14 protein-coding genes are annotated in these 14372 nt (G+C 65.3%); 7 read left to right on the top strand and 7 right to left on the bottom strand.

Annotated features, from left to right (window positions below):
* Nucleotides 1-1637: peptidylprolyl isomerase (locus BRAS3843_RS14085; RefSeq protein WP_035981693.1), on the bottom strand; the 1637-nt coding region annotated here is incomplete at its 3' end.
* Between the two features lie 275 nt (nt 1638-1912).
* On the opposite strand from BRAS3843_RS14085, the gene tpiA reads away from it, so the two are divergent.
* Entirely contained in the window at nt 1913-2668 is a 756-nt protein-coding gene (tpiA, locus tag BRAS3843_RS14080; protein ID WP_008969591.1) for a triose-phosphate isomerase, read from the top strand.
* Here the strand turns inward: tpiA and BRAS3843_RS14075 are convergent.
* Together BRAS3843_RS14075 and BRAS3843_RS14070 are read right to left on the bottom strand one after the other, a co-directional pair.
* Nucleotides 2665-3192, bottom strand: coding sequence for a GNAT family N-acetyltransferase (locus tag BRAS3843_RS14075; protein WP_008969590.1), 528 nt, complete (start codon nt 3190-3192; stop codon nt 2665-2667). The two genes, tpiA and BRAS3843_RS14075, sit on opposite strands and share 4 nt — an antisense overlap.
* A 3-nt stretch (nt 3193-3195) precedes the next feature.
* On the bottom strand, nt 3196-3762 hold the full coding sequence (locus BRAS3843_RS14070) for an XRE family transcriptional regulator (protein ID WP_008969589.1): 567 nt from the start codon (nt 3760-3762) through the stop codon (nt 3196-3198).
* Nucleotides 3763-3973: 211 nt separating this feature from the next.
* On the opposite strand from BRAS3843_RS14070, the gene secG reads away from it, so the two are divergent.
* Nucleotides 3974-4360 (top strand): preprotein translocase subunit SecG, encoded by a 387-nt coding sequence (secG, locus tag BRAS3843_RS14065; RefSeq protein ID WP_008969587.1) that lies wholly within the window; start codon nt 3974-3976, stop codon nt 4358-4360.
* Between the two features lie 164 nt (nt 4361-4524).
* Nucleotides 4525-6156, top strand: coding sequence for a CTP synthase (locus BRAS3843_RS14060; protein ID WP_008969586.1), 1632 nt, complete (start codon nt 4525-4527; stop codon nt 6154-6156).
* Between the two features lie 38 nt (nt 6157-6194).
* Here BRAS3843_RS14060 and BRAS3843_RS14055 read toward each other — a convergent pair whose 3' ends face one another.
* The 3 genes from BRAS3843_RS14055 to BRAS3843_RS14045 form a co-directional block, all read right to left on the bottom strand.
* Complete coding sequence (locus BRAS3843_RS14055) at nt 6195-6863, bottom strand: rRNA adenine N-6-methyltransferase family protein (protein WP_008969585.1); 669 nt, start codon at nt 6861-6863, stop codon at nt 6195-6197.
* 99 nt (nt 6864-6962) lie between these two features.
* Complete coding sequence (locus BRAS3843_RS14050; RefSeq protein ID WP_008969584.1) at nt 6963-8342, bottom strand: HAMP domain-containing sensor histidine kinase; 1380 nt, start codon at nt 8340-8342, stop codon at nt 6963-6965.
* A complete protein-coding gene (locus BRAS3843_RS14045) occupies nt 8339-9013 on the bottom strand; it encodes a response regulator transcription factor (protein ID WP_008969583.1) in 675 nt (224 codons plus the stop codon). Before BRAS3843_RS14045 ends, BRAS3843_RS14050 begins: the two co-directional genes overlap by 4 nt.
* A 168-nt stretch (nt 9014-9181) precedes the next feature.
* On the opposite strand from BRAS3843_RS14045, the gene BRAS3843_RS14040 reads away from it, so the two are divergent.
* From BRAS3843_RS14040 to BRAS3843_RS14025, 4 genes are all read left to right on the top strand, one after another.
* A complete protein-coding gene (locus tag BRAS3843_RS14040; RefSeq protein ID WP_008969582.1) occupies nt 9182-9508 on the top strand; it encodes an NIPSNAP family protein in 327 nt (108 codons plus the stop codon).
* Nucleotides 9509-9605: 97 nt separating this feature from the next.
* Nucleotides 9606-10481, top strand: a complete 876-nt coding sequence (gene kdsA / locus BRAS3843_RS14035; RefSeq protein WP_008969581.1) for a 3-deoxy-8-phosphooctulonate synthase — start codon at nt 9606-9608, stop codon at nt 10479-10481.
* Nucleotides 10481-11689, top strand: a complete 1209-nt coding sequence (locus BRAS3843_RS14030; protein WP_008969580.1) for an MFS transporter — start codon at nt 10481-10483, stop codon at nt 11687-11689. The genes kdsA and BRAS3843_RS14030 overlap by 1 nt, the downstream gene beginning before the upstream one ends.
* Nucleotides 11690-11908: 219 nt before the next feature.
* A complete protein-coding gene (locus BRAS3843_RS14025; RefSeq protein ID WP_277996478.1) occupies nt 11909-13987 on the top strand; it encodes a HAMP domain-containing methyl-accepting chemotaxis protein in 2079 nt (692 codons plus the stop codon).
* A gap of 62 nt (nt 13988-14049) precedes the next feature.
* Here BRAS3843_RS14025 and queF read toward each other — a convergent pair.
* A partial coding sequence (gene queF, locus BRAS3843_RS14020) for a preQ(1) synthase (protein ID WP_035981691.1) occupies nt 14050-14372 on the bottom strand: 323 nt, incomplete at its 5' end.

Here is a 14372-nt window from a genome sequence, read left to right as displayed (position 1 = left end):
CCCGCCGGCACGCCCGGCAGCGAGGCGTCACGCTTGAAATTGCTGGCGGTCTCGACCTTCACGCCGAGCGCAGCCGCCTCATCGGCAAGCTTTCCACCCTCGTTGAGCTTCTTGACCAGATCGGCCGCCTTGGCCCGCAGCCTGGCTGCCACCTCGTCGTCGCGCCGGCGCGCTTCGACCTGGTCCTTGACCTCGTCGAGGGTGCGGTCGCGAGGCGGGGTGATGCCGAGCACTTCATACCAGACATAGCCGCCGCGGAACGAGATCGGCTCGTTGTCAACGCCGACATCGCTGTTGAAAGACTGTGCGACCACGTCGAGCCCGAGTGGAATGCCGGGGGCGGGCTGGCCGTTGGGCTGGCGACCGGCACGATCGACGGCGTCGATCGTCACCGGCATCAGACCGAGTTTCTTCGCGGCCTCGGCTACACTGGCGCCGCCACCACGTTCGTCCTCCATCTTGTCGCGCAGGGTCGCGACCTGCGAGCGGGCGCGTTCGGCCGCGATCTCCTTCTTGATCTCGGCAGCGACACTCTCGTAGGTCGGCTGCTCGCCAGGCTGAATGGCGCTGACCTTCACCAAAGCGACATTGAATGCGCCCTTGATCGGCTCGCTGATCTCGCCGGTCGGCAGCGAGAAGGCGGCGTCGGCAATGGCAGGGTCGAGAATGGCCGATTTCGCGACCAAGCCGAGATCAAGGTCCGCGGGATTGAGATTCCTCTCCTTGGCGAGCTCGTCGAAGTTGACCTCGCCGGATGCAATGCGGGCGCGCGCGGCCTGCGCCTCCTCCATGGTCGGGAAGGTCATCTGCTGGACCTGGCGCTTCTCCGGCGTCCCCATCTGTGCGCGGCGCTGCTCGAAGACCTTCTTGGCATCCTCGTCCGAGACGTCGGTCCATTTGCCGATTTCTTCCGGCGTGACCAGCACGAAGGAGATCTTGCGGTATTCGGGCGCGCGGAACTGAGCCTTGTGCTCGTCGAAATAGGACCCCAGTGCCTCGGGTGAGGGCGGGTCGATAGTGCCGGCCTGCGCCTGATCAAGCTTGATATATTCGAGCGAGCGCTGCTCGTTCTGAAACCGGCTCAGGGCATCGACCATCGTGTTCGGCGTCTCGAGCCCGGACGAGATCGTGCCCGCGATCTGGTGGCGCAGCGACACCCGCCGCTGATCGGCCAGATAGCGCTGCTCGGTGAACCCGGCATTGCGGATGATGGCCTGGAAGCGCTGCGGATCGAAGGCGCCGTTGGGGCCCTTGAAGGTCGGATCGTCGAAGATCACCCGCATGGTCTCGGCGTCGGATTGGCCGAGGCCGAGCCGGCGCGCCTCCTCGTCCATGGCGGCTTCGGCCAGCATCTGCTGCAGCACGCTGCGGTCGAAGCCGAAGGCGCGCGCCTGATCCATCGTCAGCGGACGGCCGAACTGGCGGCCGATCTGCTGCAGCCGGTCCGTATAGATCTGCCGGAACTCGTTGATCGAGATCTCGGTATGGCCGATCGTCGCAACCGTCGATTGCCCGAAGCCGCGGAAAATGTCGGCAATGCCCCAGATGCCGAAGCTGACGATCAAAACGCCCATGACCACCGCCATGATGGTCTTGCCGAGCCAGTTTGATGAGGCCTTGCGTAATCCTCGAAGCATGGGTCCAATCTGTCTGCAGGAAGGAAACGACGGGTCTTAAAGGAGTTTCCGTAAAAGCCCGTCACCGAGTTGAAATCGCTTATAAAGAGGGCATCGCCCGGTCGCAACCTGCCACGCCCGGCTCTGGGGCAGAATGAAGCGGGGCGGGACGCGTCCTCTCTGGTGTTCGTGGTTGCGCTCTGCTAGCGCATCCGGATCATTGCTCCAAGTCACTTCCAAAAGTAAGTCGCTTCCAAAAGTCACCTCCAAGTCACAACGTCCGCTGGAATCTTCTCATGACCGATCGCATCCGGCCGTTGATCGCCGGCAACTGGAAAATGAACGGCCTGAAAGCCTCGATGGCGGAATTCGAGGCCATGCTGGCGGGCGCGCCTGACGTTGCGGCCAAAGCCGATCTCCTGGTCTGTCCGCCCGCGACCCTGCTGGCCAGCTTCGCCGACAGAGCGCGCGCGAGCGCGGCGCTCGCGGTCGGCGCGCAGGATTGCCACCCTGTGGCTTCGGGCGCCCACACCGGTGACATTTCGGCCGAAATGCTGGCGGACGCCGGCGCCAAGGCCATCATCGTCGGCCATTCCGAGCGGCGGGCCGATCACGGCGAGAGCGACGTCATCGTCCACCAGAAGGTCGAGGCGGTCTGGCGGGCCGGGTTGACCGCGATTGCCTGCATCGGCGAGACCCAGCACCAGCGCGATGCCGGCGAGACCCTGGCGATCCTGCGCGGGCAGCTCAACCTGTCGCTGCCCGATGCGTCCCGGGCGGACAATCTGGTCGTGGCCTATGAGCCGGTCTGGGCGATCGGCACCGGGTTGACGCCGACTGCAGGAGATGTCGAGCAGATTCATGGCTTTATCCGCAACCTGCTGACCGAACGCTTTAGCGCCGAAGGTGCGCGCATGCGCATCCTCTATGGCGGCTCGGTGAAGCCATCGAACGCCGCCGAGCTGCTGGCGGTGGCCAATGTCAACGGTGCGCTGGTCGGCGGGGCCAGCCTGAAAGCGGCCGACTTCCTGGGGATCGCGAAGGCTGTCTAAGCCGCTGCGGCGATCCTCTTCCAATAGATCTTGGTGCCGGTCAGACCCCCATACGGCTTGACCGCGTAATCCGGAATGATGCCGGTGAGCTGAAAGCCGAGCCTTTCGTAGAGGTCCGAGGCACCGTCGTCGACCGCGGTATCAAGCACCAGCAGCGTGCGCCCACGCGCTTGGGCGACCGCTTCGGCCGCACCCATGAGTGCGGATGCGACGCCGCGGCGGCGGTGGCTGAGGCGTACCAGCATCTTGGCGATCTCAGCGCGGTGCGGCTGGTTCGGCGGTAGCGCGAGCAGCAGGGTCACCGTTCCGATCAGATTCTCGCCATCGAAGGCGCCGAGGACGATTCGTTCGCCGCGGCTCGCGGCCGTCAGAGAGTTCTGCCAGAATTGAGCAGCCGCCTCGGACGGCAACGGGTGCATGAAGCTGACATTGCCACCATTCGCGACGGCTTCGACCAAAATCTCGCTCAAGGCCGCGCGAATTCCGGGCGTATCCGTCAACGGCTCGATCTTGATCGGCGGCATGGCCTAGCTCCGTGCAAGCGCGACGACATAAACACAGGGTGAATCCGTCTCGTTGGCGAAGATCGTTTCGGCCGGCAGGCCGAAGCCGAGACAATCGCCTGGACCGAGCTCATGGCGCTCGGCGCCCTCGGTGATCGCGAGATGCCCGCTCTGGACCCAGAGCAGCTGACGGATGTGGGCGTAGGAGGAGGCGGGCAGCGTCACGCTCTGATGCGCCGGCATTTCGACCGTGACCAGCTCGACGGGATGGTCGGGGCGGCTGAAGACCTGTTTCCGGACATAGCCGCTTTCGGGATCCTGCCAGACCGGCTGTTGGTCGGCTCTCGAAACCCGTTCGCCATGGTGCTCGGCGCGTAACATGAGTCCGGCCAGCGTCAGGTCGAAGGCGCTGGCGAGGCGGACCAATACGGTTGCGGTGGGGCTCACCTCGGCACGCTCGATCTTGCTGATGGTGGCTTTCGAGACTCCGGAATGGCCGGCGACGTCGGCGAGCGACCACCCGCGGCGCTCGCGCTCGAAGCGCAAGCGGTGCGCGAGTCGCCGGCCAAAATCGTCTATAATATGATCCATTTGTCTATTTTAATAGACGAATGGAAATCCTTGCGCAAGTCGTACGGGAGGGAGCAATCGAGCTTGTGTCCACTTCCGGCGCGATTATCTGCGGGGGTGGAAATGCCGGTTTCGATCGTGTAACACCGCGCAAATTTCCGAAGAACCCGCAACGCCCTTCGATCGCGGCCACCGGCCGGGTCGCAAGTCGGGGCTGCGACTGAAGGTCACTATGCAGACTGTGATTATCGTCATCCACCTCATGATCGTCGCCGTCCTGATCGGCGCGGTGCTGCTGCAGAAATCCGAAGGCGGGGGCCTCGGCATGGGTGGCGGCGCCGGATTCATGTCGAGCCGTGGCACCGCGAATCTGCTGACGCGGACCACGGCGGTGCTGGCGGTGGGGTTCTTCGTCACCAGCCTGCTGCTGTCCTGGCTCGCTAGCCTGGACCGCAAGCCGGCTTCGATCCTGAACAACGTGCCCGGCCAGTCGCAGCCGGCCGGTGGCGCAACCCCGGTGGCGCCGAACGGCGGTGGCCTGTTGGATCAGTTGAAGAAGGCTGACGAAGCCCAGCAGAAGCAGGCCCCTGCCGGGCCGCAGGCGCCGCAATCACAATAATGCGGGGCGGCCATGCGGGAAGCGGCTGGCTTTCCGGATCCGAATCGCTCCGTAACCGACTGATATAAATTCAGTTTCCTGTAACCCACAGGCCCACGCGCAGTTGTGGGCCGCGTGCGATTCGTTTTGGCGAATCGCGTCAGCGGCATTAAAGGTAAGGTCCCATGGCGCGGTACATCTTCATCACCGGCGGCGTGGTCTCCTCGCTCGGCAAGGGTTTGGCTTCAGCGGCGCTCGGCGCGTTGCTGCAGGCTCGAGGCTACAAAGTCCGCCTTCGCAAGCTCGATCCCTATCTCAATCTCGATCCCGGCACGATGTCGCCGTATCAGCACGGCGAGGTGTTCGTGACTGACGACGGCGCCGAGACCGATCTCGATCTCGGTCACTACGAGCGTTTCACCGGGCGTCCGGCGACCAAGCAGGACAACATCACCACCGGCCGCATCTATCAGGACATCCTGACCAAGGAGCGGCGTGGCGATTATCTCGGCGCGACCATTCAGGTGGTCCCGCACGTCACCAACGCCATCAAGGAATTCATCGTCTCCGGCAATGACGATTACGATTTCGTCCTGGTCGAGATCGGCGGCACGGTCGGCGACATCGAAGGCCTGCCGTTCTTCGAGGCGATCCGCCAGCTCAAGAACGACCTGCCGCGCGACCACGCGATCTACATCCATCTGACGCTGTTGCCCTACATTCCGAGCGCGGGCGAATTGAAGACCAAGCCGACCCAGCACTCGGTAAAGGAATTGCGCTCGATCGGCATCCAGCCCGACATCCTGTTGTGCCGGACCGACCGCGAGATTCCGAAAGAGGAGCGGCGCAAGCTCGGTCTGTTCTGCAACGTGCGCGAAAGTGCCGTGATCGAGGCGCGCGACGTCGACAACATCTACGCGGTGCCGGAGGCCTATCATGCGGCCGGCCTCGACGACGAGGTGTTGGCCGCCTTCGGGATCGCGCCCAAGATTCCGCCGGCGCTGGCCAGCTGGCACACGATCAACGAGCGCATCCGCAATCCGGAAGGCGACGTGACCATCGCGATCGTCGGCAAATATACCGGGATGAAGGACGCCTATAAGTCCTTGATCGAGGCGCTGTCGCATGGCGGCGTCGCCAACAAGGTCCGCGTCAATCTCGACTGGATCGAGAGCGAGGTGTTCGAGAACGAGGATCCCGCGCCGTTCCTGGAGCATGTCAACGGCATCCTGGTGCCAGGCGGCTTCGGCCAGCGCGGCGCCGAGGGCAAGATCCGCGCGGCGCAGTTCGCTAGGGAACGCGACGTGCCGTATTTCGGGATCTGCTTCGGCATGCAGATGGCGGTGATCGAGGCGGCGCGGAATCTGGTCGGGATCGCGGAAGCGAACTCCACCGAGTTCGGCCCGACGCCGGAGCCGCTGGTGGGGCTGATGACCGAATGGCTGCGCGGCAATGAGCTCGAGAAGCGCTCCAAGAGCGGCGATCTCGGCGGCACCATGCGGCTCGGCGCTTATCCTGCGGTGCTCAAGCGGGGCAGCCGGGTGTCGGACGTGTATGGCGGCGCCACCGAGATTTCCGAGCGCCACCGCCACCGCTATGAGGTCAACACGGCCTACAAGGATAGGCTCGAGCAGCACGGCCTGAAATTCTCCGGCCTTTCGCCGGACGGCGTGCTGCCGGAGATCGTCGAATATGAGGACCACCCCTGGTTCATCGGCGTCCAGTTCCATCCGGAGCTGAAGTCGCGACCCTTTGAGCCTCACCCTCTTTTTGCGTCCTTCATCCAGGCGGCGATGGTGCAGAGCCGGCTGGTCTGAGCCGGCTCACGGCACCCATTGCTCTGCCCCCCAGCGGCTCAGGCGGGCGTGGCACAGTCTTCGCTGGCGCGGTGCTCCTTCGCGACGGGGGAAACGCCCGCATCAGCTGCCGGCGTGGCGTCGCGCGTCAGCAACTTGTACTGTGGCCGTCGCGTCAGCCGGTAGACCGCGGCCGGTGGCACGTTGAGGAGCGCGCGATCGACCAGCGTGGCGCGCAGGCCGAGACGGTCGAGGATCGGCCGCGGCACCGGGCAGCGCATACCGTAGGTAAATTGATAGAACGTGCCGCCGGGACGCATATAGCTGAACGCGCCGCTGAGGATCGAGATGACCTTGCGCGGCGACATGTTGAGCAGCGGCAGTCCGCTGATTACGGCGCCGACGGGCGCGCCCTGGTAGAGCTGCTCCGCGCCCAATCGCGCCGCATCCATCCACAGCACGCGCGTGCCAGGAAAGCGGAGTTGCAGCAGCCGGACGAAATCGGAGCCGTGCTCGATCAACGTGAGATCCTGCTGGCGCACGCCGCGCTTCAACAGTCGGTAGGTGAAGGCGCCCGTTCCCGGACCTAGCTCCAGGATCGGGCCGGTGTCGGCGGTGATGTCCCGCGTGATCAGGTCGGCGAGCGCAGTGCCGGAAGGCGCGATGGCGCCGACGCGGCGCGGTGCCGCCATCCACGCCGTGAAGAAGGAGAGGAAGTCGTGTGACATTGGCATTCCCAGCAAGGTGTCATCGCGCCTCACTCGATTGCGAAGCGTGCTCTCTTCTTTGCGGTGGCTGCGTTGCGAGAGCATTGCGCGATGCGCGCGTTACTGCACGAAGGGTGCCGGCGGCAGCGTCAGGCGGAAGCAGGCGCCGGCCTTTGGCCCGTCGAGCACGGAGACGTGACCGCCGTGCAGCTTTGCGATCTCGCGCACCATGTTGAGACCGAGGCCGGCGCCGCGATCGAGCGGCGTCAGGCGGTAAAACGGATCGAAGATCCGCGAGCGTTCGTCCGGCGGAATGCCGTCGCCTTCATCGGTGACGTCGATCGTCGCGGCAGAGCCGACATGAATGGTGATGGTGCCGCGACGACCCCCATGCTGTATGGCGTTCTGCACCAGATTGGTCAGCGCGCGCTCCAGCGCGGCACGGTCGCCGAGCGTCTCAGTGCGGTCTGACGCAGTATCGAGCGACAGTTCGTAGCCGGCGGTGATCGCAAGCGGGGCGAGATCCGCCGCGACATTCCGCGCCACCGCGACGAGATCGACGCGGACGCACGGATTGCGGCACGGGTCGAAGCGCTGAATATCGAGCAGTTGCTCGGCCAGTGTCGCAAGCCGCGCCGAGTCTTCGAGCAGCCGGATTTTATCAGGGCCTGCGGGCAGCGATTCCAGCCGCGTGTTGAGGATCGCAATCGGCGTGCGCAACTCGTGCGCAGCATCGGCAACGAAGCGCTGGTGACGGGAATAGCCGTCATCGAGCCGCTTTAGCGCATCGTTGACGGCGGCAACCAGCGGCGCGACTTCGAGCGGCAGGTTGTCCGCCGACAGCTGGCTGCCGTGCTGGCGGAAATCGATCCGGCGCGCTTCCTCTGCGGTGGTGTCGATGCCGGCAAAGGCGCGTCTGATCACCATCGGGGTCGCCACGAAGGTCGCGGCGGCCATCAGCAACAGGCCAGGTACCGTGACGGCGAGGAAGGTCAGGGAGGCCGCGAATAGCGCCTTGGCGCCAGACATACGCCCCTGCGCGGCGGTGATGATCTGAACGTTGCCGACATCGGTGTTGACGCGCTTCATGCGCGCCGGCGGCTTGCGTGGATCGTCCTCGAACATCTGCCAGCCGAGCCGCGCCTGGCTGATATGGTCGAGCGCGCCGCCGATCTTCGTGAACTCGTCCGGCACCTCGCCTTCGGAAAGCGTTTCGCCCTGCCGGTCCCGCACGAAGAACCAGAGATCGGGCGTTTCCTCGCGCAGCTGCTTCAGCTCCGCGGTCGGGCGCAGCACCAGTCTGCCGTTGCCGTCGCGCCCGAGCGACCGCTGCACCACGTCCATCACGCGGTCTTCGTCGCGTTCGAGCACGGGCAGGCCACAGGCCCACAGCGCACCTACCACAAGCGCGATGATGGCGATCAGGAGCGCAGCCTGCAGCATCACCAGCCGCCAGGTCAATTTCGAGCGCAGGCAATAGTGATCGGCCGTCTCGCTCATGGCACCTGCTTCAAGAGGTAGCCGACGCCGCGGATGCTGTGAATCTCGACGCCGCCGTCGGCGTCGGCGAGTTTGCGCCGCAGCCGCGAGACATGCGCATCCAGCGCATTCGACTGGATCTCGTCGTCAAAAGTGTAGACCGCATCCTCCAGCGTCGTGCGCAGCACGGTGCGGCCCATGCGCCGCAGCAGCGTCTCCAGCACCAACAGCTCGCGCCGCGGCAGGTCGAGTGGGCGGCCGTCGACGCTGGCCTCGCGATGGCTGCAATCGAACGCGACGCGGCCGGCCTTGATGATGTCGAGCTGCAGGCCGGGGGGACGTCGCAGCACGGCGCGCAGCCGCGCCATCAGCTCCTCGACGGCGAACGGCTTTGCCAGATAGTCGTCGGCGCCGCTGTCGAGGCCAGTGATGCGGTCGGCAAGATCGCCGCGCGCAGTCAGCACGATGATCGGGACGCCATCGGCTTTGGCGCGCAGTTTCGGGATCAGCGCCAGACCGTCGCCGTCGGGAAGCTGGCGGTCGAGCAGGACCGCGCCGTGGACGTCGGCGGAGATCGCCTCCTCGGCCTCGGCAAGGCTCGGCACGTGGTCGACCACCATGTCATAGCCCTTCAGCGCCTGTGACAGCGCCGCCGCCATTTCGGCCTCGTCTTCCACCAGCAAGATCCGCATGTCCTCGATATCCAGGTCCTGGAACGGCCGGTTCTAGGGCTATTTACATTGCAGCAACATTGCGGGAATGGTCCGGCCATGGCGAGCAGGGGTGCCATGTTGTCACCCTTCAAGACAGCCTGGAACCTGCTCGCTATAACCCCCATACAACATCTGGGAGGACCGCCAATGATCTACGAAAGCCGTGTCTATCACTGCGTCCCTGGTCGGCTGCCGGCGCTGCTGAAGCGCTTTGAGACGGTGACGCTGAAGCTGTTCGAGAAGCATGGCATCCGTCCGGTCGGCTTTTTCACGACGCTGATCGGTGAATCCAATCAGGAGCTGACCTATTTCCTGGCCTGGGAGTCGCTCGCCGAGCGCGAGAGCCGATGGACCGCGTTTGCGACCGATCCCGAGTGGCTCGCGGCGCGTGCGAAAAGCGAAGAGGACGGCCAGATCGTCGCCAATATCGTGAGCCAGCTTTTGACGCCGACGGTGTTTTCGGCGATGCGGTAAGATCAGCGCGTATCTTCCTGAGCAACCCTGATATTCCGGCAGGCGCTTGCGCAGTTCGCGCGTCGCCGCCATCGTCGCCCGCAACGAGGATGATCTCTTGAGCGCCACCCCACCAGCCGCCGCCGTCGTCACTGCAGGCTCCGTCAGCTTTGGCAACGAGCTTCCGCTCGCCGTCATTGCGGGTCCGTGCCAGCTCGAAAGCCGTGGGCACGCGCTGGAGGTGGCGTCCGCGCTGAAGGAGATCGCGACGCGGCTGAAGATCGGGCTGATCTACAAGACATCGTTCGACAAGGCCAACCGCACCAGCGCCTCAGCCGCGCGCGGTCTCGGGCTTTCGCAATCGCTGCCGATCTTCGCGGAGATCCGCTCGTCGCTCGGGCTTCCCGTGCTGACTGACGTCCATGACGCCGGCCAGTGCGCAGAGGTCGCGCAGGCCGTCGACGTGCTGCAGATCCCAGCGTTCCTGTGCCGACAGACCGACCTGTTGGTCGCGGCGGCCGCGACCGGCAAGGTCATCAACGTCAAGAAGGGCCAGTTCCTGGCGCCGTGGGACATGGCCAACGTGGTCGCCAAGATCACCAGCGCGGGCAATCGCAACGTGCTGGTGACCGAACGGGGCGCTTCGTTCGGCTACAACACGCTGGTCTCCGACATGCGCTCGCTGCCGATCATGGCGCGTACGACCGGCGCGCCGGTCATCTTCGATGCGACGCATTCGGTGCAGCAGCCGGGCGGGAAGGGCGCATCCTCCGGCGGCGAGCGCGAATTCGTGCCCGTGCTGGCCCGCGCCGCGGTCGCCGTCGGCGTCGCCGGCGTCTTCATCGAGACCCATCCTGACCCCGACCACGCCCCCTCCGACGGGCCCAACATGGTGCCGCTGTCGGAGTTCGAGGGCCTGTTGCGCACCCTGATGGCGTTCGACGCGATCGCCAAGGAACAGGCCAAGCGACAGGCCGCGGGACACGCGCGCTGATGCATCAGACCGTCGTCCGGCCGTCGGAGCAGCGCTTCCCGCCGGCGATCAACATCATTGCCCTGGCCGGCTTCTCGGCGGCGCTTTCGACCCGGGCGCTTGATCCCGTGCTGCCGCACGTCGCCGACGATTTTGCCATCAGCATCGCCACCGCCGCAGGGCTCGCCGCCGGCTATGCCCTGATCTATGCGCTGGTCCAGCCCTTGATCGGGGCGGCCGCCGACCTCTTCGGCAAGGCGCGGCTGATGACGCTGTGTCTGGCGCTGCTCGGTGTCGCCAGCATCCTCGGCGCGCTCGCGACCTCGTTCACCGCCTTGTTCGCGACCCGCATTCTTGCCGGCATCGCCTCGGGCGGGGTGTTTCCGGTCGCGCTCGGCCTGACCAGCGACCTGGTCGCGCCCGCCAAACGCCAGGTTGCGATCGGCCGCACGCTGGCCGGCTCGATGGCCGGCAATCTGCTCGGCGCGACAGCGTCAGGCGTCATCGGTGACTTCATCGGCTGGCGCGGCGTGCTCGCGACCCTTGGCGCGCTCGGGCTGGTCGCTGCGGTTGCTGTCTTTGCCGGGTTTCGCGGAGCCAGCCTGACCCATGCGCCGACCAGCGATTTCGCCGCGCTGAAGAAGGGTTATCGCACCATCTTCACCAATCCCAATACGCGCTACTGCTTCTCGGCCGTCTTCATCGAAGGCTGCTGCGTGTTCGGGCTTTTTCCGTTCATCGCGTCATTCCTGTTCGATCTCGGCCAGAAATCGCTGTCGATCGCGGGCATCGTGATCGCGGGGTTTGCGGTCGGCGGCTTGTTCTACACGTTCACGGTGTCGCAGTTCCTGCCGCGGCTCGGCGTCAAGGGCATGATGATTGCGGGCGCGACCCTGGTCGGTTTGCAGTTGATCGCGATTGCCTTCGGCCCCGACTGGAAGCTGCAATTCGCCAGCATGCTGCTGATGGGCTGGGGCTTCTACATGATCCATGGCTGCCTGCAGGTGTTCGCCAGCGAATTGTCGATCGAGGCCCGCGCCACCGCGATGTCGCTGCACTCGTTCTCCTTCTTCATGGGCCAGACCGTCGGCCCCATCGCCTATGGCTTTGGCATCGTCCATGCCGGCAAGCTGCCGAGCCTGTCGGTTGCGGCCTGCATCATGGTGGCGCTGGGATTTGCCTGCGCCGCGCTGTTGCGTCCGCGGCCGCCGGCGGATGCAATCCGCTGACGAATCGTCGCATCTCCTGATTCAGATCGGACGCCGATAGCATCCAAGCTGTATGTAGGTGGCGGCGAGCGTGGTACCACGGTATTCCCATTGCGCGAAAATGAACGGAATACACGCAATTTAAGCGATCCCTCATAATTTGGGTTCCATAAATTGAACCGTCAGCGTTCAGCCATCCTCTGGGATCCCATCGGCCATCCAATGCAGAAGCAGCAATCCGTGGCGCGCATCCTCGGCGCCGTCGTCGGCATCCTCGGTATCGTGCTCGTCGTCATGAGCGCCTTCAGCCTGAAGCAGGCGATCAGTCGCTATGTCGACAGCAATCGCATCGTCTCCCTCGCCATCGCCAGCCGCGACATGACCAACGCGCTGGTCGCCTTCCGGCTCGAACGGGGCGACGTGATCAGCTTCCTCGGGTCTCCTACGGCTGCGCCGGACAGCGCGCTCAATTCGGTTGCCAAGGAGCGCGAGGCGGCAGAACAGACTTATACTGCCGCTCAGGACACGCTTGCCGGCGTGGATGCGTCAGGACTGCGCGACAAAGTCGAGAAGGTACGCGCGACGTGGCAGCAGCTTGTGTCTCTGCGCAGTCAGATCGCGACCGGGCTGCGCCAGGACAAAGCGGCCCGCGATCCCAAGCTCATCGAGAACTGGTTGCAGACCAGCAACGCTCATATGGCTGCGGTCGAGGATGCGACAGCGTTGCTCGACAATTCCATGAGCCTGATCGATCCGGTGGTCGACCGCCTGCTTCAAATCAAGCAATCCGCGTGGCAGGTGCGCGCTGTCGCGGGTCAGACAATTCTGATGGAGTTCAGCGCGCTGGTCAGCGGCCGTACCTGGACTGCCGCCGACGGGCTCGAGTTCGCCAACAATCGCGGCCGGGCCCAGCAATCGTGGGATATCGTGATCAAGCTGGCGACGCCCGAGGTCGCATCATCAGCGCTGCTCGAGGCGATCCACGAGGCGGCGCCGTCGGTCACCGGCGCGCAAGGCGAAGAACGCAACAGCGTTGCCGGGAAGCTTTTGCGTGGTGAACTGACCGGCATTGCCGGCGTCGAATTCCGCGACCGCCAATTGGCCGTCGCCGAAAAACTGGTGACCACAACGAAAACCGCGCTGGCCGAGACGATCACGCGCGCGCACAACGCGTTGGCGGAGGCCCGTGCGGAATTGGTGCTGTTCGGCCTGCTGACGCCGGCCTCGATCGCGCTCATGGTCGGCGGCTTCTACATCGTACGTCGTCGTGTGACGCGGCCGCTGACCGAGATCACCGAGGTCATGGCGCGGTTTGCCGGGCACGACTTCGGCGCCGAGGTTCCGAGCCTCGGGCGCGCCGACGAGATCGGCCGCATGGCAGCCGCGCTGCAGGTGTTCAAGGACGCCATGGTCAACGCCGATCGGCTCTCCGCGGCGCAGGCGGCGGGCCGTGCGTCGGAGGAGAAGCGAGCGGCCGAACTGGCTAGTCTGGTGCGGCAGTTCGAGGGCCGGGTCGGCCAGATGGTGCAGACGCTGTCGAGCGCCTCCGGCCAGTTGGAATCCACGGCCAAGTCGATGTCGGGGACCGCCGCGCATGCGCAGCAACAGGCGGGCTCCGCCTCGGAGCAGGCGCAGCAGGTCGGTGGCGGCGTGCAGACCGTCGCCTCCGCGGCCGAGGAACTCACCGCGTCGATCCGCGAGATCAGCCGTCAGGTGGCGCAGGCGACGCGGGCGACGGAGCAGGCGGTGGAGACGGTCAAGCAGACCGATGCCACGGTGCGTGCCCTTGCAACCGGCGCCGACCGCATCGGCGAGGTGGTCGGGCTGATCACCTCGATCGCGAGCCAGACCAATCTGCTCGCGCTCAACGCCACCATCGAAGCCGCCCGCGCCGGCGAATCCGGCAAGGGCTTTGCCGTGGTGGCGAGCGAAGTGAAAAACCTGGCTTCCCAAACCGCGAAGGCGACCGAGGAGATCAGCGGCCAGATCGCCGAGATCCAGGACGCGACGCAGAAAGCGGTCGCGGCGATCCAGGGCATCGTCTCGACCATCGACGAGGTCAACGGCATCAACCGGACGATCGCCGCCGCGGTCGAGGAGCAGAACAAGGCAACCGCCGAGATCGCCTCCACCGTGCAGCAGACCGCGCAAGCGACCTCGACCGTCACCCAGAACATCAGCGCAGTGAGCGGGGCGGCGAGCGACACCGGCCGCGCCGCCAACGATGTGCTCAAGGCCGCGGCCAGCCTGTCGCATCAATCGAGCGCGCTCACCGGCGAGGTCGACGATTTCATCAGTCGCGTGCGCGCGGTGGCGTGAAGCTTTGGGGAGAGGCCATCGCCTGTAGAGCCGGTGGCCGAAGGTCGTTACGTGGTCCCCGTTCAACCGCGGCCGCGATAGGGCGCCACGCCCTGCTCGGGCACCCACAGCCCCTTGGGCAGCTTGCCGGTCTGCCAGAACACGTCGATTGGGATGCCGCCGCGCGGATACCAATAGCCGCCGATGCGCAGCCATTTCGGCTTGATCTCGGCCGCGATCCGCTTGCCGATCGCGACCGTGCAGTCCTCGTGAAACGCGCCATGGTTGCGGAAACTGGCCATGTAGAGCTTCAGCGATTTTGACTCCAGGAGCCACGGTCCCGGCGCATAGTCGATGACGAGATGGGCGAAGTCCGGCTGGCCCGTGACCGGGCAGAGCGAGGTGA

Origin of the sequence: Bradyrhizobium sp. STM 3843, assembly GCF_000239815.1 — a bacterium.
GTDB lineage: Bacteria > Pseudomonadota > Alphaproteobacteria > Rhizobiales > Xanthobacteraceae > Bradyrhizobium.
This window is presented reverse-complemented; position numbering and strand designations above follow the sequence as displayed.